Genomic DNA, 18,760 nt, shown 5'->3' with positions numbered 1-18,760 from the left:
CTTGTCACGCTAACTAGCCGAGAAGCTTATCTTCGACCAGTTCAATTTCGTTCTTTAGTTTGGCAATGAATTTCAATTTACGAACTCGGTCTGCGGCTTCAGCCCAAAGACCATCGTTAAGCTCTTGCTCAACGCTTGCCAAATGCTGCTTATACATTTTGCTGACCTTAGAATCGAAGTCAAAAAGCGCCGATTCAGGATCAGAGCAGTCAGCAATATCTTCTAGTTCTTCGCGCAGTTCCATTTGTTCCATCAGGAACATCGGATCTTGCATGGTTTGTTGCTCACCACGGATTTCCATTCCCTGCTCTGCCAAGATGTACTCCGCACGAGAGATAGGATGTTTGAGGACTTGGTACGCATCGTTAATTTGCGCAGCCTTTTGCACCGACATCAAGCGGTCGCGCTCAGAGGCGGTAGCAAAGTTGTCCGGGTGGAAGCGTTTTTGTAGTTCTCGGAACTTAGAAGAAAGAAGGCTACCATCCAGCTGAAACTGACTTGGTAGCCCAAATAATTCAAAGTGATTCATTAAGATCGGGTCCTAGTAAAGCCTTCCGGACTCGCTTGCCCAGAAGGACAATCAATTAGACGTTGAAGCTTTCACCACAACCACATTCACTTTTTGCATTAGGGTTGTTGAATTCAAAACCTTCATTCAACCCTTCTTTCACGTAATCCAATTCGGTACCGTCTAAGTACACCAAGCTTTTCTTGTCGATGATGATTTTCACGCCTGAGAAATCAAACACTTCATCTTCTTCGTTTAGCTCGTCAACAAACTCAAGTACGTAAGCCATGCCGGAACAACCTGTCGTCTTCACTCCAAGACGTAAACCGATACCTTTGCCTCGGTTATCTAGGAATGCTTTTACGCGACTTGCCGCTGTTTCTGTCATTGTGATGGCCATACTGCACCTTAGTCTGTCTAAATTACGATTGGAATGGGAGCGTTAAAGGCTCCCATTATATTACGGAATAATTATTCTTGGTGTTTTTTCTTGTAGTCAGCAACCGCTGCTTTGATTGCGTCTTCAGCAAGAATTGAACAGTGAACTTTCACAGGTGGAAGTTCTAGCTCTTCTGCAATTTCAGAGTTCTTAATTGCAGCCGCTTCATCAATTGATTTGCCTTTTACCCACTCTGTTACTAGTGAGCTTGACGCGATTGCACTACCACAACCGTAAGTTTTGAACTTCGCATCTTCGATGATACCTTCCGGTGTCACTTTGATTTGCAGTTTCATTACGTCACCACAAGCTGGAGCGCCAACCATGCCGCTACCTACTGATGGGTCTTCTTTGTCAAATGAACCAACGTTACGCGGGTTCTCGTAGTGATCAATTACTTTTTCGCTGTATGCCATGATAAATTACCTCGAATCCTCTATTCAGTCCGTGAGATTAATGGTGAGCCCATTCAACAGTGCTCAGATCAACCCCTTCCTTGTACATATCCCATAGAGGAGACATGTCGCGTAGCTTAGTCACTGCAACGCGGATTTGTTCAATTGCGTAATCAATTTCTTCTTCAGTGGTAAAACGACCGAATGAGAAACGAACCGAGCTGTGAGCCAACTCATCATCCATGCCTAGGGCACGAAGTACGTAAGAAGGCTCTAGACTCGCAGAAGTACATGCACTACCTGAAGATACCGCTAGATCTTTTAGCGACATCAGCAGAGATTCACCTTCTACGAAAGCAAAACTGATGTTTAGGTTTTGTGGTACACGCTGCTCTAGGTCACCGTTCACTGTTACCGCTTCAAGGTCTTTCACACCATTAAGAAGGCGGTTACGAAGTGCTAGTGCGTGGTCGTAATCTTTCTGCATCTCTTCTTTTGCAATGCGGAAAGCTTCACCCATACCTACGATTTGGTGAGTTGCTAACGTACCAGAACGGAAACCACGCTCATGGCCGCCACCGTGCATTTGTGCTTCAAGGCGGATACGAGGTTTACGACGTACGTAAAGTGCACCGATACCTTTTGGACCGTAAATCTTATGCGCTGACAATGAAATCAAATCAACTTTCATTTCTTGAACGTCGATTGGCAATTTACCAGCAGACTGAGCTGCATCCACGTGGAACACGATCTTGCGCTCACGACATAGTTCGCCGATTGCTGCGATGTCTTGAATTACACCGATTTCGTTGTTTACGTGCATAATAGACACAAGCACTGTGTCATCGCGCATTGCCGCTTTCAGCTTCTCAAGATCGATAAGGCCATTTGATTCAGGCTCTAGGTAAGTCACTTCAAAGCCTTCGCGCTCTAGCTGACGACATGGGTCAAGAACCGCTTTATGCTCTGTTTTACAAGTGATTACGTGCTTGCCTTTTTTCGAGTAAAAGTGCGCAGCACCTTTAATCGCAAGGTTGTCAGACTCTGTCGCACCAGATGTGAATACGATTTCGCGAGGATCTGCATTTAGAAGGTCAGCAATTTGCTCACGAGCAGTATCTACCGCTTCTTCTGCCTGCCAGCCGTAACGGTGCGAACGTGAAGCTGGGTTGCCAAATGTGCCATCCATTGTCATGTACTGAACCATTTTTTCAGCAACACGTGGATCAACTGGACATGTAGCGGAATAATCAAGATAAATCGGCAGTTTCATTCTCTACTCCAATGTAAAATGCTGACCGCTAAGAGCGGACGTTTACACCGATGGGCGCGGCGGTTGTATTTTTGTTTGAAAGCCCATGAGTTACCGCCAGATCAATATCCTGACGATCAGAAATTTCTAGCACTTCATTGTCTGTCATCAACTCTCCAAGAGTGATGTTATTCAAGAAGTCACTAATGCGAGAACTTAGGTCACGCCATAGCGTATGAGTTAAGCAACGAGTCCCGCCTTGGCAATCTCCTTTGCCCTGACATTTGGTTGCGTCAACTGACTCATCAACGGCCGCAATCACAGTACCGATAGCGATACTATGTGCGTCGGCACCAAGTCGGTAACCACCACCAGGACCACGAACGCTGGCAACGAGACCTGCTTTACGCAATTTAGAAAAAAGCTGCTCTAAGTAAGAGAGCGAGATCCCCTGACGTTCTGAAATATCAGCAAGAGGTACAGGGTTTTGTTGCGAATGCAGTGCCACATCCAGCATGGCTGTCACCGCATATCTTCCTTTAGATGTAAGTTTCATACCACACCGTATCCACATGGTTTGTAATGGTTAAGATTTTTCCATACCCGAGTAAAATGGTCAAGTATTTATTTGACTAAATTACTCAGGTATTCATCCTTACACCTAAAAAGGTTATTCTTTATTCAGAGCTTCTTTTCAATCGAGGTCAAAATACCGCGAAGAATATTCAACTCTTGAGTCTCTGGTCGTGCTCGAGAGAAAAGACGACGCAATTTATTCATCACCTGGCCAGGTTGTTCTTTGTTTATAAACTGGGTCTCTACGATGACCTTTTCAAGATGGTCAAAGAACATTTCTAGCTCTTTATGACGAGGATACTCTTCGACTTCAACTGGTGAGAATTGTTTCTGCTCAAGATTAAGATGAGCAACACGAACTTCATAGCTTAGCGTTTGAACCGCCATCGCTAAGTTCAAGGAACTGTATTCAGGGTTAGCAGGAATGCATACATGATAGTGGCACTTTTGTAGCTCTTCGTTAGTTAGGCCTGTTCTTTCACGCCCAAACACTAAAGCTACCGGATGTTTTTGGCCTTCAACTGCAAACTTTTCACCACATTCACGTGGCTCAAGCATTGGCCATTCTAATGTGCGAGAGCGAGCACTTGAACCGACCACAAGACCACAGTCTTCAATAGCTTCTTCCAGTGTGCTTACGACTTGAGCATTCTGAGCGATATCAGCGGCACCAGCGGCCAGTGCTAGCGTTTGTTCATCCACTTCACATTGTGGATCGACCAATACAAGTTGGCTTAAACCCATCACTTTCATTGCTCGGGCTGCTGAGCCAATATTGCCAGAATGTGAGGTACCTACGAGTACGACTTTTACTTGATCCAACATCTATGATTGCTACCTAAATTAAAACCGCAGGATGTTACCATAGTTTTTTAACACACCCTAGGGAGAAGCTGACTTCTATTCGCATTCTCATCAATTGTTGTGTTGTATGACGCGATATCAAAGATGACACCATTCATTAACGTCTAAAAAATAACCACTTCCTTTTTCGTTTATCTTTGGTATACTCGCCGCCGCTTTTATTCGTTCTTTAACATCCGTTGGGAAATTTGTATGCATCCAATGCTAAACATTGCTATTCGCGCTGCGCGAAAAGCAGGCAATCATATTGCTAAATCATTAGAAAACACTGATAAAGTAGAATCTACACTTAAAGGCACTAATGACTTTGTCACTAACGTAGACAAAGAAGCAGAATACATCATCATCGATACTATCAAGCAGTCTTACCCAGAGCACTGCATCGTTGCTGAAGAACAAGGTCTTATCGAAGGTAAAGATAAAGACGTACAATGGATCATCGACCCACTGGATGGCACTACTAACTTTGTAAAAGGTTACCCACACTTCGCGGTTTCTATCGCTGTTCGTATCAAAGGCAAAACTGAAGTTGCTTGTGTTTACGACCCAATGCAAAACGAACTATTTACTGCACAACGCGGTGCTGGTGCTCAGCTAAACAGTGCACGTATTCGTGTTACTCCGCTGAAAGACCTTCAAGGTACTGTTCTAGCAACAGGTTTCCCATTCAAGCAGAAGCAACACTCAGAGTCTTACATTAAGATCGTTGGTTCTCTATTCACTGAATGTGCTGACTTCCGTCGTAGCGGCTCTGCTGCTCTTGACCTATGTTACGTGGCTGCTGGCCGTGTTGATGGTTACTTCGAGCTAGGTCTAAAACCTTGGGATATGGCTGCAGGTGAGCTTATTGCTCGTGAAGCTGGCGCAATCCTAACTGACTTTGCTGGCGGCACTGAGTACATGAAGTCTGGTAACATTGTTGCTTCAAGCGCTCGTGGTGTGAAATCTATGCTTAAGCATATTCGCGAAAATGGTAACAGCGCGATCCTTAAGTAAGATTTAAAAGTCAATTTAGCCCGTCACGCTGATGACTTTAAGAAGCCCCGCTCAACGAGCGGGGCTTTTTTGTATCCAAACCAACATTGTTTAGATACTAAAAACATGGGCAAGATTATAAAAACTTGATAGCCGCAAAACACTCTACTTCTTTGCTCAAAGTCTAGATACAAAAAAACCGCTGAGAGTTCAGCGGTTTTTGTTTTCGATTCTCAATCAGCCTTATGGCATCTCGTCGAATTCTGCGCCTTCTTTCTCTACTTGCGGTGGCATCAAGTGCTCTTTCTGGATACCCAGTTTTAGAGCAAGTGCAGATGCTACGTAAATAGAAGAGTAAGTACCAACCGTGATACCCAACAACAGTGCCGTTGCAAAGCCGTGGATCATTGCCCCGCCCTGTACAAACAGTGCAATAACTACAAACAACGTTGTACCAGAAGTAATCAACGTACGGCTCAATGTTTGTGTAATCGAAGCATCCATGATGTCCGCAGGATCACCTTTACGCATCTTGCGGAAATTTTCACGAATACGGTCGAAAACTACGATGGTATCGTTGAGCGAGTAACCAACAACCGTTAGCAACGCAGCCACGATAGTTAGGTCCACTTCAATCTGTAGGAATGAGAATACACCCAGCGTGATAATAATATCGTGCGCCAACGCCATTACAGCACCAGCCGCTAGACGCCATTCAAATCGCATTGATACGTAAATCAGGATACAGATGAGCGACACAAGGATCGCCAGACCGCCCGCTTCAGTTAGTTCATCACCAACGTTTGGACCAACAAACTCGATACGGCGCATTTCTACGCTTTCACCGGTACCTTCTTTGATCGCACCGATGATTTGGTTACCTAGCGTTTCGCCAGAAACGTCGTCACGAGGACGAAGACGCACCATCACATCGCGAGCACTACCAAAGTTCTGTACTGTCGCATCTCCGAAACCTTTTGCATCAAGTGCTGTGCGGATTTCTTCAAGGTTAGCTGGTTTTTCAAAGCCAACTTCAATTAGCGTACCGCCCGTGAAGTCTAGACCCCAGTTCAGCCATTTGGTTGATAATGTGAAGATAGAAGCGGCAATCATGAAGATTGAGAATACGAACGCCACTTTTGACCAACGCATAAAGCCGATCGACTTCTCTGCTTTTAGAATTTGAAACATATTAATTCCCAGCCTTAGATCGACAATTTATCAACGCGTTTGCCACCGTACAGTAGGTTCACGATACAACGTGTACCAATGATGGCGGTGAACATTGAAGTTAAGATACCGATAGATAGAGTAACTGCGAAACCTTTCACTGCACCTGTACCAACAGCAAACAGAATGATTGCAGTGATAAGCGTCGTGATGTTCGCATCGGCAATGGTACTAAATGCGTTGGCGTAACCTTGGTGAATCGCTTGTTGTGGACTACGTCCATCTCGCAGCTCTTCACGGATACGTTCAAAGATCAGTACGTTAGCATCGACGGCCATACCCACAGTCAATACGATACCGGCAATACCTGGCAGCGTCATCGTTGCCCCTGGAATCATCGACATCACACCAATGATCAACACTAAGTTAGCCATCAACGCAATATTGGCAATCAGACCAAAGCCGCGGTAGTAAAGCAGAGTAAATAGCATTACAGCTACCATACCCCAAACACACGCTTGGATACCCATGTCGATGTTTTGCTGACCCATTGACGGACCAATGGTACGTTCTTCAACGATAGAGATCGGTGCGATAAGTGCACCTGCACGTAATAGAAGTGCGAGGTTGTGCGCTTCAGCAGCAGAGTCGATACCTGTAATACGGAAGTTACGGCCAAGTGCAGATTGAATCGTTGCTTGGTTAATCACTTCTTCGTGCTTAGTCAGGATAACTTTGCCTTCAGGCGTTTTACGACCGCTGTCTTTGTACTCAGCAAACACGGTAGCCATTAACTTACCAATGTTTTTCTTCGAGAACGCCGACATCTTGTTACCACCCTCGCTGTCTAGCGAGATGTTAACTTGAGGGCGACCGTATTCATCCACACTAGAACTTGCATCCGTGATGCTAGCGCCACTTAGGATGACACGCTTTTTAAGTACAACAGGACGACCATCGCGATCTTGTTTGATTTCACTACCCGCAGGTGCACGGCCATTCGCCGCCGCTGCTAAATCAGCTTTATCATCAACTTCACGGAATTCAAGGGTTGCCGTGGCACCGAGAATTTCTTTCGCACGAGCAGTGTCTTGAACACCTGGCAGCTCAACAACGATGCGGCTAGCGCCTTGACGTTGCACAAGCGGCTCAGCAACACCCAGCTCGTTTACACGGTTACGTAGAATCGTGATGTTTTGTTCTACAGCGTAGTTACGAATCTCTTGCAAACGTTGCTCAGTAAAAGTGGCGATAAGAGCGTAACGACCATTCGAATCAGACTCGACAAAGTTCATATCAGGATGATTCTTCGTTAGCGTGCGCTTCGCTTCAGCCAGTTGCTCTTCGTCACGTAGCAGCACTTCCACCCCTTCTTTGCCAGAAGGACGGATTGCACGGTAACGAATCTTAGCGTCACGAAGTTCACTACGGAAAGCTTCCTCTTGTTGACCAACAAGCTTTTCCATTGCTGCGTCCATATCCACTTCCATCAAGAAGTGAACACCACCACGTAGGTCTAGACCTAGTTTAAGTGGCGACGCACCAATTGCTTCTAGCCAATCTGGAGTAGAAGGAGCAAGGTTAAGTGCAACAATTTTGTCTTTGCCAAGCGCTTCGCTGATGACATCACGAGCACTAATTTGAGTATCAGTGTCGTTGAAACGAACAAGAATTGATCCATTCTCGAGAGCAATGGATTTATGAGAGAGATGCTCTTTATCAAGAGCAGTGGTGACAGCATCCAGCGTTGACATATCTACAGAGGCGCCACGCGCCCCTGTAACTTGAATAGCCGGATCTTCACCGTAGATATTTGGAAGTGCATACAATGCAGCGGTGATGATGGCAAAAAACACCATCAAGTACTTCCATAATGGGTAACGGTTTAGCACAGCGAGGACCCTTTAGCTGTTTTATAGAGACTTAAGCGTACCTTTTGGCAGCACTGCAGTGATGAAGTCTTTCTTGATTACAACTTCATTGTTCGCGTTAAGCTCAATTGAAATGTAGTCGTTGTCTTCAGCGATTTTAGTGATTTTACCCACTAGACCGCCGCTGGTCAGAACTTCGTCACCTTTGCCCATAGAAGACATTAGGTTCTTGTGTTCTTTAACACGTTTCGCTTGTGGGCGGTAAATCATGAAGTAGAAAATCACTGCGAACATGCCAAGCATGATTAGCATTTCGAAACCACCGCCAGCTGGCGCGCCTTCTGCTGCTGCGTGAGCCTGAGAAATAAACATTAAAACATCCTCATTATATTTTATTGATAATCCAACAAGTTGGGCTTTCGCAATTTAGATTCAAGTCTGAGAGTGACTAATAGAGATCGCTCTCTCAAAAATAACGTGCGTTAGCCTACTTTATTAGCAAAAGCCTCTGGCGACATGCCAAAGGCTTTAATTCTTTTAAGCTTTGCTTAGTGGTGGCACTTCGCGGTCACGACGAGCGTAAAACTCTTGAACAAACTCATCGAAACGGTCTTCATCAATCGCCTTGCGAATGCTTTCCATCAGACGCTGGTAGTAACGCAGGTTGTGGATCGTATTCAGACGAGCACCTAGAATTTCGTTACAACGCTCTAGGTGATGAAGGTACGACTTGCTGTAGTTCTGACAAGTGTAACAGTCACAGTGCGGATCTAACGGCGTTGTATCCGTTTTATGTTTCGCATTACGGATCTTGATCACACCACCAGTCACAAATAGGTGGCCGTTACGTGCGTTACGCGTAGGCATTACACAGTCAAACATGTCGATACCGCGACGAACGCCTTCTACCAAGTCTTCCGGTTTACCTACGCCCATTAGGTAGCGTGGCTTATCTTCTGGAAGTTGTGGACAAGTGTGCTCAAGAATACGGTGCATGTCTTCTTTTGGCTCACCAACTGCCAAACCACCCACTGCGTAGCCGTCAAAACCGATCTCAGTTAGGCCTTTTACCGATACATCACGAAGGTCTTCGTAAACACCACCTTGAACAATACCAAATAGGTTGTTCGGGTTTTCTAGCTTATCGAAGTGATCACGTGAGCGTTGAGCCCAACGTAGCGACATTTCCATCGATTTTTTCGCTTCGTTATGTGTCGCAGGGTATGGCGTACACTCGTCGAAAATCATTACGATGTCAGAGCCTAGATCTTTTTGAATTTCCATCGACTTTTCTGCATCCATGAAAATCTTGTCGCCATTCACAGGGTTACGGAAGTGAACACCTTTCTCTGTGATAGTACGCATCTTACCTAGGCTGAATACTTGGAAACCGCCTGAATCGGTAAGAATAGGACCGTGCCAGTTCATGAAATCGTGCAGGTCACCGTGCATTTTCATCACTTCTTGACCAGGACGCAGCCACAAGTGGAACGTGTTGCCTAGCAGAATTTCTGCCCCTGTGCCTTTTACTTCTTCTGGTGTCATGCCTTTAACCGTACCGTAGGTACCGACTGGCATGAACGCTGGAGTTTGGACAGTGCCGCGTTCGAAAGTCAGTTGACCACGACGCGCATTGCCGTTTTTCTTCTTAAGATCGAATTTTAATTTCACGATGCCTCCGAATGTCAGAGAAACAGTCTGACTGAGTGTTTAGGGCTCTGCCCTACTTTAAGGAGCGGTCGCTTTTCCTTGCGAGAGACAAAGCAATGAATGCTTTATTTCCTAGCTTACTGCTAGCACTCGTAAATCTTATTTTTTACTAAATCGTTTTCTTTTTGATGAACATTGAATCACCGTACGAGAAGAAGCGGTATTTGTTTTCCACCGCATGCTTGTAAGCATTCATGGTGTTCTCGTAGCCAGCAAACGCACTCACCAACATGATCAATGTTGATTCTGGTAAGTGGAAGTTCGTGATCAAGCAATCCACCAGCTGGTATTCGTAACCAGGGTAGATAAAAATTTCAGTATCGCCGAAGAATGGAACCAACTCTGAGCCTTTCTTCAATGCATCTTGCGCTGCACTTTCGAGTGAACGTACTGATGTTGTACCCACTGCGATGATGCGACCACCGCGAGCTTTGGTTGCATTGATGGCATCCACCACTTCTTGCGGTACTTCTACATACTCTGCATGCATGTGGTGATCGTTGATATTATCCACTTTTACTGGTTGGAACGTACCTGCACCGACGTGTAGTGTAACGTAAGCAAACTCAGCGCCTTTGGCTTTGATCTTATCTAAAAGAACGTCATCAAAGTGCAGGCCAGCTGTAGGTGCTGCTACTGCGCCTGGTTTTTGGTTATATACGGTTTGGTAACGCTCTTTATCTGCGTCTTCATCTGGGCGGTCAATGTATGGAGGAAGTGGCATGTGGCCAATTTCTTCCAGGATGTCTAATACCGTCTTATCAGAGTTAAATTTCAGTTCGAATAGGGCGTCGTGACGAGCCACCATTTCCGCTGAGTATTCGTCATTCTCGCCCACAATAATAGTAGTGCCTGGTTTTGGTGATTTAGAGCAGCGAACGTGCGCAAGAATGCTTTTCTCATCTAGCATGCGCTCCACTAGCACCTCTAACTTACCGCCAGATTCTTTACGACCAAACATACGCGCTGGAATAACGCGGGTATTATTGAAAACCACTAAGTCACCAGCTTGAACTTGGTTTAACACATCGGTAAATGTGCCATCTATAAGCTCGCCAGTATTGCCGTCCATTTGTAGTAGTCGGCTTGCGGTACGCTCTGGTTGAGGGTAACGAGCGATGAGTTCATCTGGAAGGTCGAAATGGAAATCTGATACTTGCATGTTACTTGTCTTATATATTGGTCAAATCACGTCAAAGAAGACGATTAAATTGCGACGAGTTTTTCGCAGCAGACTAGTATATGTTTACATGCTGCAATAGCAAGCAAATCCCCAGAATATCGCTGTAAAAGCCATGGTGAAGAGTGTAATAAAACGTGAAAATCCGCGATCACTTGGCAATATTCTTACACGGCGTAAGGACATTCATTTTGACGACGCACTCATCGTCATTTATACAGCGCCAACCTAGCAATAAAACGAGCAGCGACATGCGCTGCTCGTTTCTTTCAACATCGTTAACGTGATTAAGCTTCGCGTCTGCGCCACCATGCAACAGGAGCGAACAGAGCCAACAACCAGAGATTTAGACTGCCGCCATCGTCATCGGAACCTTTGAAATCACAATTATTGGTTGCAATACCATCGTGACACTCTTTGCCCGCTTCTTCTCTAGCATTGATAATAAAATTTGGTTCAGTGATGTAACGGTTTGGTGGTGTGTCGGCAGTAATGTAAGACTGAACCCAATCGTAGTAGTTACTGACCTTCGTATAAAAACTTGGAATGGTCAGCGAGCCACAAGTCGGCAATACCAAAGGACCACCACTCACGACACCAATTTGCTTGCCTGTCGCAATGTCCAGCAGCGGGCCACCGCTGTCCCCTTTACAAGCAGAGTTACCATATTGAGTGCTGCTGCTTGGCTCTAAAATCCTATTGAATGTGGGCACTGTACAGATCTTAGTCGCGTTGGTTCTAGAGTTAATCAACCCCGGATAGCTATTGCCAATTTCCAGACGCTCATAACACTTGTCTATCGGAAGAAAACCGATCTGAGTGGTTTGTAACAAAGGAGAAGCCTCCGATGCCATTGGCGTTGTTGTTCCCCATCCATACACCTGAACATTTTCAGTTCGCTGGTTGGTGTCGTAGTTATCGTTCCAATCCGCCGCTAATCGAGCCTCAATGCTGATCATGTCTTCTTTCGTGGCGAGGTCAGCCACATTCACCCCAGTAACTGGGCGAGTAAGGTAAAGCAGCGCAATGTCATTATCGAGCGCCGTTTGAATAGGCTTCACATTCCCCTTGCTGTCAACATCCGCTTTCGAGATACGAGTGTAGTTTGGATGCACGACGACATGCGAAACGGTGTAGTAGTTGTCGATACTCGTATCGTGAAGATTATGTACACGAGCAGTGATAGACAGTTCACCCGGTTGGGTAACGTAATAGCTCGCTTCGTTCGAACCTTGCCCCATTACGACACAGTGGGCCGCAGTCATTACCCACTGGTCAGTGACCATAGTGCCGCCACAGTTTTGAAATTCCGCCATGTTACTGGCTCGAATCGCAACGCGATCTGCAGGGTTTGACTCCACGCTGCCCAAAACGATGGCCTGAGCGGATTGGACACTCATTGCAGCAGCCATCAGTGCAAATAATTTTTTGTACATAATCGTCTTCAATTTGGTAAGCCTGAGCGTATCTTCTTCGAGAGACGAATCTTGGAAAATCCAACGAATAAAAATGTGCGATTCAATTCATTGGATTACCTTGGGTACACATTCAATATCAATCAAAAATGCCAACTGACTCGCACGCAAACCGACTTATTCAAACTAATAAAAACATCGATAACACACAGATTACGCAGTAAAAAAGAGGCGCAAGAACATTGTGCTATTTAATTGATGAAAAACGAGTTGGCTCCCAGATATACGGCAAAATATTCTCTATATTTAAAGAAAGGACAATGCCGCTGGAGGTCTCTATGATCAAGGTTGAAGACATGATGACTCGCAACCCTCATACCTTGCTACGCACACATACCCTGCGCGATGCAAAGAGCATGATGGACGCGTTGGATATTCGACATATTCCGGTTGTTGACGCCAATCATCACTTACAAGGCTTGGTGACTCAACGTGATATTCTTGCTGCTCAAGAATCCTGTTTGCACCCAGATGACGCTGAACAATCTTTTACCCTCGATACGCCTCTCTACGAAATGATGCACACTAACATCATGACTGCAGAGCCAAGAGCAGGTCTAAAAGAGAGCGCCATTTACATGCAAAAGCATAAAGTGGGTTGCTTGCCTATCGTGCATAAAGGGCATCTGGTTGGAATCATTACTGACACGGACTTCGTTACGATCGCGATCAACTTGCTTGAACTGCAAGAAGAGGTTGAGCCGGAAGAAATTGAACCGGATGAAGAGGCGTTATAAAGACGAAAAAAGAGCGGCCGGGATGCCGCTCAAAATATGCCATTACTGACGCTGATTAAGGAAGTGTTGCAGTGCCAATTAGAATTGGTCTTCTTCGGTCGAACCGGTAAGCGCAGTGACAGATGAGTTACCACCTTGGATGGTGTTCGTCATTCTATCGAAGTAACCTGTACCCACTTCTTGTTGGTGCGCTACAAAAGTGTAGCCTTTCTCTGCTGCTTGGAATTCAGGACGTTGAACTTTCTCAACGTAATGACGCATACCTTCACCTTGCGCATAAGCGTGTGCCAATTCAAACATGTTAAACCACATGTTGTGGATACCCGCTAGCGTGATGAACTGGTACTTGTAGCCCATGTCTGAAAGCTCTTGCTGGAACTTCGCAATGGTTTCTGCATCGAGATTTTTCTCCCAGTTGAACGATGGTGAACAGTTGTATGCCAGCAGTTGATCTGGGTACTCAGCGTGAATCGCTTCTGCGAACTTACGCGCCTCTTCTAGACACGGCGTCGCAGTTTCACACCAAATCAAGTCTGCATATGGTGCGTAAGCCAAACCACGAGAAATCGCTTGGTCGATACCTGCACGTACACGGTAGAAGCCTTCTTGAGTACGCTCACCTTCAATAAAGTCTTTATCGTATGGGTCGCAATCTGAAGTTAGCAGATCTGCCGCGTTCGCATCAGTACGTGCAATAACTAGCGTTGTTGTGCCAGAAACGTCTGCAGCAAGACGCGCAGCTACCAGTTTTTGTACCGCTTCTTGAGTCGGAACCAGTACTTTACCGCCCATGTGACCACATTTTTTAACCGAAGCTAGTTGGTCTTCAAAGTGAACACCAGCGGCACCGGCTTCGATCATAGACTTCATCAGTTCGTATGCGTTTAGCACGCCACCAAAGCCCGCCTCTGCGTCCGCTACGATTGGTAGGAAGTAATCAATACCACCTTCATCTTCAGGAGACTTGCCATTCGCCCACTGAATTTGGTCAGCACGACGGAAAGAGTTGTTAATGCGTTTAACCACTGAAGGCACTGAGTCCACTGGGTATAGCGACTGATCCGGGTACATAGTCGATGCAGTGTTATTATCTGCTGCTACCTGCCAGCCTGATAGGTAAATCGCTTCGATACCCGCTTTCGCTTGTTGTACGGCTTGACCACCTGTCAGTGCACCAAGACAGTTTACATAACCTTTTTTCGCACTGCCGTTGACCAGTGACCACAGCTTATCAGCACCACGTTGTGCTATTGTATTTGCTGGTACCATCGAGCCACGCAGTTCTACGACTTCTTCTGCAGTATACGTACGCTTTACGTTTTTCCAGCGTGGATTCGTTGCCCAGTCTTTTTCCAGAGCTTCAATTTGTTGGCGGCGAGTCAATGTCATTGGTCTATCCCTCTTTATTATTTGCACTTTTGTTTGTGCGTTGAGTTTCCGTTCTCAGGCAGTACATCCCTATCTGCCTCGAAAGTTTTCACGTTATTGGTATTACAGTTAAGAATTCTTAGTCCAGATAGTCATAACCAGGAACGGTTAAGAAGTTGGTTAGCTCATCGCTAGTTGTTAGCTTCGCCATCAATTGTGCGGCTTCTTCAAAACGCCCGGCTTGATAACGTTCTTCGCCCACTTCTTGTTTCACTACTTCCACTTCTTCTTGCAAGTAGGTTTCGAACAGTGCTTTTGTCACCTGTTGGCCATTGTCGAGTGACTTCCCGTGCTGAATCCATTGCCAGATTGAGGCGCGAGAAATCTCAGCAGTCGCAGCATCTTCCATTAATCCGTAGATTGGTACACAGCCGTTTCCAGAAATCCAAGCTTCGATGTATTGCAGCGCAACGCGAATGTTGTGGCGCATGCCTTCTTCTGTACGTTCACCGTCACACGGTTCTAGCAACTCGGCTGCGGTAATTGGCGCATCTTCGGAGCGACTAACATCTAGTTGATTTGTTCGCTCTCCAAGTGCCGCACTGAATACTTCCATAGCAGTATCGGCGAGACCCGGGTGAGCAACCCACGTACCGTCGTGACCGTTATTCGCTTCAAGTGACTTATCGTTGTGAATTTTATCCAACACTTTCTGGTTTTCTTGCGGGTCTTTCGCGGGAATAAAGGCGGCCATTCCTCCCATCGCGAAAGCACCACGCTTGTGACAAGTACGAACCAGCAAACGCGAATAGGCGTTCAAAAATGGTTTGTCCATGGTGACGACTTGGCGATCCGGCAGAACACGATCTGGGTGTTTCTTCAGTGTTTTGATGTAACTGAAAATGTAATCCCAACGACCACAATTCAGCCCTACGATATGCTCTTTAAGTGAGAACAAAATCTCATCCATCTCAAACACAGCTGGTAACGTTTCGATCAGCACGGTCGCTTTGATCGTGCCAGTCTCTAAACCAAAATATTCTTCTGTGAAATGGAACACTTCACTCCACCACTTCGCCTCATGATGAGACTGCAGTTTAGGAAGATAGAAATATGGACCGCTACCTTTTTGAAGCAATGCCTTGTGGTTGTTGTAGAAATACAGTGCAAAATCAAAAAGCGCGCCTGGAATGATCTGACCGTGCCACGTCACGTGTTTTTCTTTTAAGTGAAGGCCGCGAACACGGCAGATCAACACCGCTGGGTCGTCCACCAGCTGATAATGCTTGCCATTGCTAGGGTTGGTGTAGCTAATGTTGCCATTAACGGCATCTCGCAAGTTAACTTGACCATCGAGAACCTTGTCCCAAGCTGGCGACATAGAGTCTTCGAAATCCGCCATGAATACTTTTACATTTGCATTCAAAGCGTTGATCACCATTTTGCGATCCGTTGGGCCTGTAATCTCAACACGGCGATCTTGTAGATCCTGAGGAATACCTAAGATCTTCCAACTACCTTCACGAATATCTTGTGTGTCAGGCAGGAAGTCTGGCAACTCCCCAGCGTCGATGCGTGCTTGCTTTTCTTCTCTCGCTTCCAACAACTCTTCAACACGCCCAGCAAATTTTTCACACAGCAGAGATAAAAAGGTTTGGGCTTCAACAGGGAAAATAGCTTGATGCTCCGGAGCAAGTGCTCCAGTCACCTCAAGCATGCCTTGGGTTTGCTGTGATGGTTGTGTTTTTTGTTCTGTCTGAGCAAGCATAATCATTCATCCTTAACGTGCTTTATCTATCTTGGGCAGTCAGCGTAAAGCTACATTTGTAAGTTATGAACAACAAAATACATCCTTTAACTTTGTGTTCAATCTGTGTGGCCGTGTTCATAGATTGCTTAAGCCTGAGTGCTTTTTCAATCTAGACATAAGTCTTAGCAGCCTTTAAATAAGCTATATCAACAAAGGGGTTAACGAAACCCCCCAGACAAACAAAACACAAAATTCGAAGTTTTATTCGGCACCAAACAAAGCACTGATTTTTGATGCCAATTTGTAAGTTATTACGTAATTAAATTACATTAAATTTTGCAATGAAATATGATTTAAAACAGGTGTATGAATATAGAGGCAAGCGAGAAAACCTTGTATTCATAAGGTCTAGCGTAAGGAATTTAAACGGAGGTTAAACACAATGCGCAGCCAATTGTGTAAAATTAACATTGTGAAATTTCACAATTTTATGAAAGCTTCACGAAAATAAAGCTGTGAAATTTTACAAGTCAAAGTTCACCAACAGAATAAAATACTAGAAAGCGCACCGTTTCCAGTGCGCTTTTAGAGAAATAGTGAGGAAGTAAAGGCTAATACTAATAGCTAAAGCAGTTCGGAAACCACATCTGCAAGTTGGTTAAAAGTGTTTGTTCTTGATGAACTAGGGCGCCAAACCAAACCAATTTCGCGATACGCTTGCTGGCCAGGAGGGTCGATCACCACCAAATTTTGGTTGTGTAACAAGCCGTGTTCGATTGCCATTTGAGGAATAAAAGTGGTACCTAAGCCGTTCGCGACCATCTGCACCAATGTATGTAAGCTGGTTGCCGTAAACGGGTTAATTTTCTCTTTATCGGTCAGCTTACAAGCGGAAACTGCATGTTCAGTTAAACAATGCTCTTTCTCTAATAGGAACACCGACTCATCCGGCAGATCGTCATAACGGATCGGTACAGGAATCGAATCGACTTGGTTTGCACTGATCACCATACGGAACGGATCTTTGCCGACGACGCGACTCTCCATACCATCGATTTCAACAGGCAACGCTAAGATCAATACATCTAACTCACCATGACGCAGCGCTTGCAACAAATTGGTGGTGGTGTCTTCTCTTAATAGAAGGTTTAGTTGAGGGAATCGATAATTCACCTCTTGGACGAGGTCACACAATAGGAACGGTGCAATCGTCGGAATACACCCAACCTTCAACTGGCCTTTCATATCATCGCCCTGACATAATCGGCCAAGTTCTACTAAATCTTGTCCTTTGGCCAATAGCTCTCGACCTTGCTTTACGACCATTTCTCCCGTCTGGGTAAAAACCAACGGGCTTTTCTTGTCTTTCTTTTCGTAAAGCGGACAACCGATCAACTCTTCAAGATTCTGAATCCCTTTACTTAACGTTGATTGACTGACAAAGCAGCGTTCTGCTGCCTCGCTAAAATGTCGAGTTTCATGCAGTGTCACTAAATAATGTAACTGCTTCAGACTGGGCCATTTATTCATAATTGTATTTGTATCTACCGCTGTTCCAGTGATCGAGTTAATAGTTTTGTTGTTATCGCTTTTTTCGATTAACTCAATCTATTTATTTCGCTTTTTTCAATACTACAATCTGTACTATAGTTTGTCTCGAACAAACACGGACCAAACCGACATTACTGTATTCGGTTTGGAACTAACCATACTTTTTAGGAGCAAAAAAATGGTACTAGTAGGTCGTCAAGCCCCTGATTTTACTGCAGCAGCTGTTCTAGGTAACGGTGAAATCGTTGAAAACTTCAACTTTGCAGAGTTCACTAAAGGTAAGAAAGCAGTAGTTTTCTTCTACCCACTAGATTTCACTTTCGTTTGCCCATCTGAGCTAATTGCATTCGACAACCGTCTAGCTGATTTCCAAGCTAAAGGTGTTGAAGTTATCGGTGTTTCTATCGACTCTCAGTTCTCTCACAACGCATGGCGTAACACTGCTATCGAAGATGGCGGTATCGGTCAAGTTAAGTACCCACTAGTTGCTGACGTTAAGCATGAAATCTGTAAAGCTTACGACGTTGAGCACCCAGAAGCAGGTGTTGCTTTCCGTGGTTCTTTCCTAATCGACGAAGAAGGCGTTGTACGTCACCAAGTAGTTAACGACCTACCTCTAGGCCGTAACATCGACGAAATGCTACGTATGGTTGATGCTCTAAACTTCCACCAGAAGCACGGCGAAGTATGTCCTGCACAATGGGAAGAAGGCAAAGCAGGTATGGACGCATCTCCAAAAGGTGTTGCAGCGTTCCTATCTGAGCACGCAGCTGACCTAGGCAAAAAATAATAGACCTTCACCCAAGCTCAACGGGTGTGATGGTTGGATGTATATATAAAGCAAAAAGCTATAGCGGGAAAACCGCAAACGCCAATCAGTCTAAGTAAAGTCCTATCGAAGCCCAGAGTATATGCTCTGGGCTTTCTTTTATCTTCAAT

Annotated in this window: 18 protein-coding genes; 3 read left to right on the top strand and 15 right to left on the bottom strand. The window is 45.3% G+C overall.

What is annotated here, in order from left to right; translation table 11 throughout:
* Positions 1-13: 13 nt before the first annotated feature.
* The 6 genes from hscB to trmJ all read right to left on the bottom strand — a co-directional run bounded on the left by hscB (position 14) and on the right by trmJ (position 3,995).
* Positions 14-529, bottom strand: a complete 516-nt coding sequence (gene hscB, locus ACF8CV_RS11790; RefSeq protein ID WP_005460241.1) for a co-chaperone HscB — start codon at positions 527-529, stop codon at positions 14-16.
* Positions 530-584: 55 nt separating this feature from the next.
* The gene (gene iscA, locus ACF8CV_RS11785; RefSeq protein ID WP_005482998.1) at positions 585-908 is read right to left on the bottom strand and encodes an iron-sulfur cluster assembly protein IscA; all 324 of its coding nucleotides are present in this window, start codon (positions 906-908) and stop codon (positions 585-587) included.
* A 71-nt stretch (positions 909-979) separates the two neighbouring features.
* Positions 980-1,363 (bottom strand): Fe-S cluster assembly scaffold IscU, encoded by a 384-nt coding sequence (gene iscU, locus ACF8CV_RS11780; RefSeq protein ID WP_005483070.1) that lies wholly within the window; start codon positions 1,361-1,363, stop codon positions 980-982.
* A 37-nt stretch (positions 1,364-1,400) separates the two neighbouring features.
* On the bottom strand, positions 1,401-2,615 hold the full coding sequence (locus ACF8CV_RS11775; protein ID WP_005483767.1) for an IscS subfamily cysteine desulfurase: 1,215 nt from the start codon (positions 2,613-2,615) through the stop codon (positions 1,401-1,403).
* Positions 2,616-2,643: 28 nt separating this feature from the next.
* Positions 2,644-3,150: a Fe-S cluster assembly transcriptional regulator IscR gene (gene iscR / locus ACF8CV_RS11770; protein WP_005381720.1), complete on the bottom strand. Its 507-nt coding sequence runs from the start codon at positions 3,148-3,150 to the stop codon at positions 2,644-2,646.
* Between the two features lie 125 nt (positions 3,151-3,275).
* Positions 3,276-3,995: a tRNA (cytosine(32)/uridine(32)-2'-O)-methyltransferase TrmJ gene (gene trmJ / locus ACF8CV_RS11765; protein WP_005460175.1), complete on the bottom strand. Its 720-nt coding sequence runs from the start codon at positions 3,993-3,995 to the stop codon at positions 3,276-3,278.
* A gap of 231 nt (positions 3,996-4,226) precedes the next feature.
* Between trmJ and suhB the strand changes: the two genes are divergently transcribed.
* Complete coding sequence (suhB, locus tag ACF8CV_RS11760) at positions 4,227-5,030, top strand: inositol-1-monophosphatase (RefSeq protein WP_005460178.1); 804 nt, start codon at positions 4,227-4,229, stop codon at positions 5,028-5,030.
* Positions 5,031-5,252: 222 nt separating this feature from the next.
* Here suhB and secF read toward each other — a convergent pair whose 3' ends face one another.
* From secF to ACF8CV_RS11730, 6 genes are all read right to left on the bottom strand, one after another.
* On the bottom strand, positions 5,253-6,200 hold the full coding sequence (gene secF, locus ACF8CV_RS11755) for a protein translocase subunit SecF (RefSeq protein ID WP_005460198.1): 948 nt from the start codon (positions 6,198-6,200) through the stop codon (positions 5,253-5,255).
* 14 nt (positions 6,201-6,214) lie between these two features.
* Positions 6,215-8,071, bottom strand: a complete 1,857-nt coding sequence (gene secD, locus ACF8CV_RS11750; protein WP_005460193.1) for a protein translocase subunit SecD — start codon at positions 8,069-8,071, stop codon at positions 6,215-6,217.
* A 21-nt stretch (positions 8,072-8,092) separates the two neighbouring features.
* A complete protein-coding gene (gene yajC / locus ACF8CV_RS11745) occupies positions 8,093-8,422 on the bottom strand; it encodes a preprotein translocase subunit YajC (protein ID WP_005460204.1) in 330 nt (109 codons plus the stop codon).
* Positions 8,423-8,587: 165 nt separating this feature from the next.
* Positions 8,588-9,721 carry a tRNA guanosine(34) transglycosylase Tgt gene (gene tgt / locus ACF8CV_RS11740; protein WP_005460199.1) on the bottom strand — a complete coding sequence of 378 codons (1,134 nt, stop codon included), beginning with the start codon at positions 9,719-9,721 and terminating at the stop codon, positions 8,588-8,590.
* A gap of 148 nt (positions 9,722-9,869) precedes the next feature.
* Positions 9,870-10,922 carry a tRNA preQ1(34) S-adenosylmethionine ribosyltransferase-isomerase QueA gene (gene queA, locus ACF8CV_RS11735; RefSeq protein WP_069492008.1) on the bottom strand — a complete coding sequence of 351 codons (1,053 nt, stop codon included), beginning with the start codon at positions 10,920-10,922 and terminating at the stop codon, positions 9,870-9,872.
* Between the two features lie 305 nt (positions 10,923-11,227).
* Positions 11,228-12,376 (bottom strand): trypsin-like serine protease, encoded by a 1,149-nt coding sequence (locus ACF8CV_RS11730; RefSeq protein WP_171055982.1) that lies wholly within the window; start codon positions 12,374-12,376, stop codon positions 11,228-11,230.
* A 317-nt stretch (positions 12,377-12,693) separates the two neighbouring features.
* Between ACF8CV_RS11730 and ACF8CV_RS11725 the strand changes: the two genes are divergently transcribed.
* The gene (locus ACF8CV_RS11725) at positions 12,694-13,152 is read left to right on the top strand and encodes a CBS domain-containing protein (protein ID WP_005460159.1); all 459 of its coding nucleotides are present in this window, start codon (positions 12,694-12,696) and stop codon (positions 13,150-13,152) included.
* Between the two features lie 78 nt (positions 13,153-13,230).
* On the opposite strand, the gene aceA is transcribed toward ACF8CV_RS11725, so the two are convergent.
* The 3 genes from aceA to ACF8CV_RS11710 form a co-directional block, all read right to left on the bottom strand.
* Complete coding sequence (gene aceA, locus ACF8CV_RS11720) at positions 13,231-14,541, bottom strand: isocitrate lyase (RefSeq protein ID WP_005460165.1); 1,311 nt, start codon at positions 14,539-14,541, stop codon at positions 13,231-13,233.
* A 118-nt stretch (positions 14,542-14,659) separates the two neighbouring features.
* Positions 14,660-16,288, bottom strand: coding sequence for a malate synthase A (gene aceB, locus ACF8CV_RS11715; RefSeq protein ID WP_020840129.1), 1,629 nt, complete (start codon positions 16,286-16,288; stop codon positions 14,660-14,662).
* 606 nt (positions 16,289-16,894) lie between these two features.
* Positions 16,895-17,800, bottom strand: a complete 906-nt coding sequence (locus ACF8CV_RS11710) for a hydrogen peroxide-inducible genes activator (RefSeq protein WP_005460156.1) — start codon at positions 17,798-17,800, stop codon at positions 16,895-16,897.
* A 199-nt stretch (positions 17,801-17,999) separates the two neighbouring features.
* Here ACF8CV_RS11710 and ACF8CV_RS11705 point away from each other — a divergent pair, with 199 nt between their 5' ends.
* Positions 18,000-18,611, top strand: coding sequence for a peroxiredoxin C (locus tag ACF8CV_RS11705; RefSeq protein WP_005381738.1), 612 nt, complete (start codon positions 18,000-18,002; stop codon positions 18,609-18,611).
* The last annotated feature ends 149 nt before the right edge of the window (positions 18,612-18,760 follow it).

The organism is Vibrio sp. zbq_1, assembly GCF_043102935.1.
GTDB lineage: Bacteria > Pseudomonadota > Gammaproteobacteria > Enterobacterales > Vibrionaceae > Vibrio > Vibrio parahaemolyticus.
Note: the sequence above shows the minus strand (reverse complement) of the source record. Positions and strands in the feature narration are given on the sequence as shown.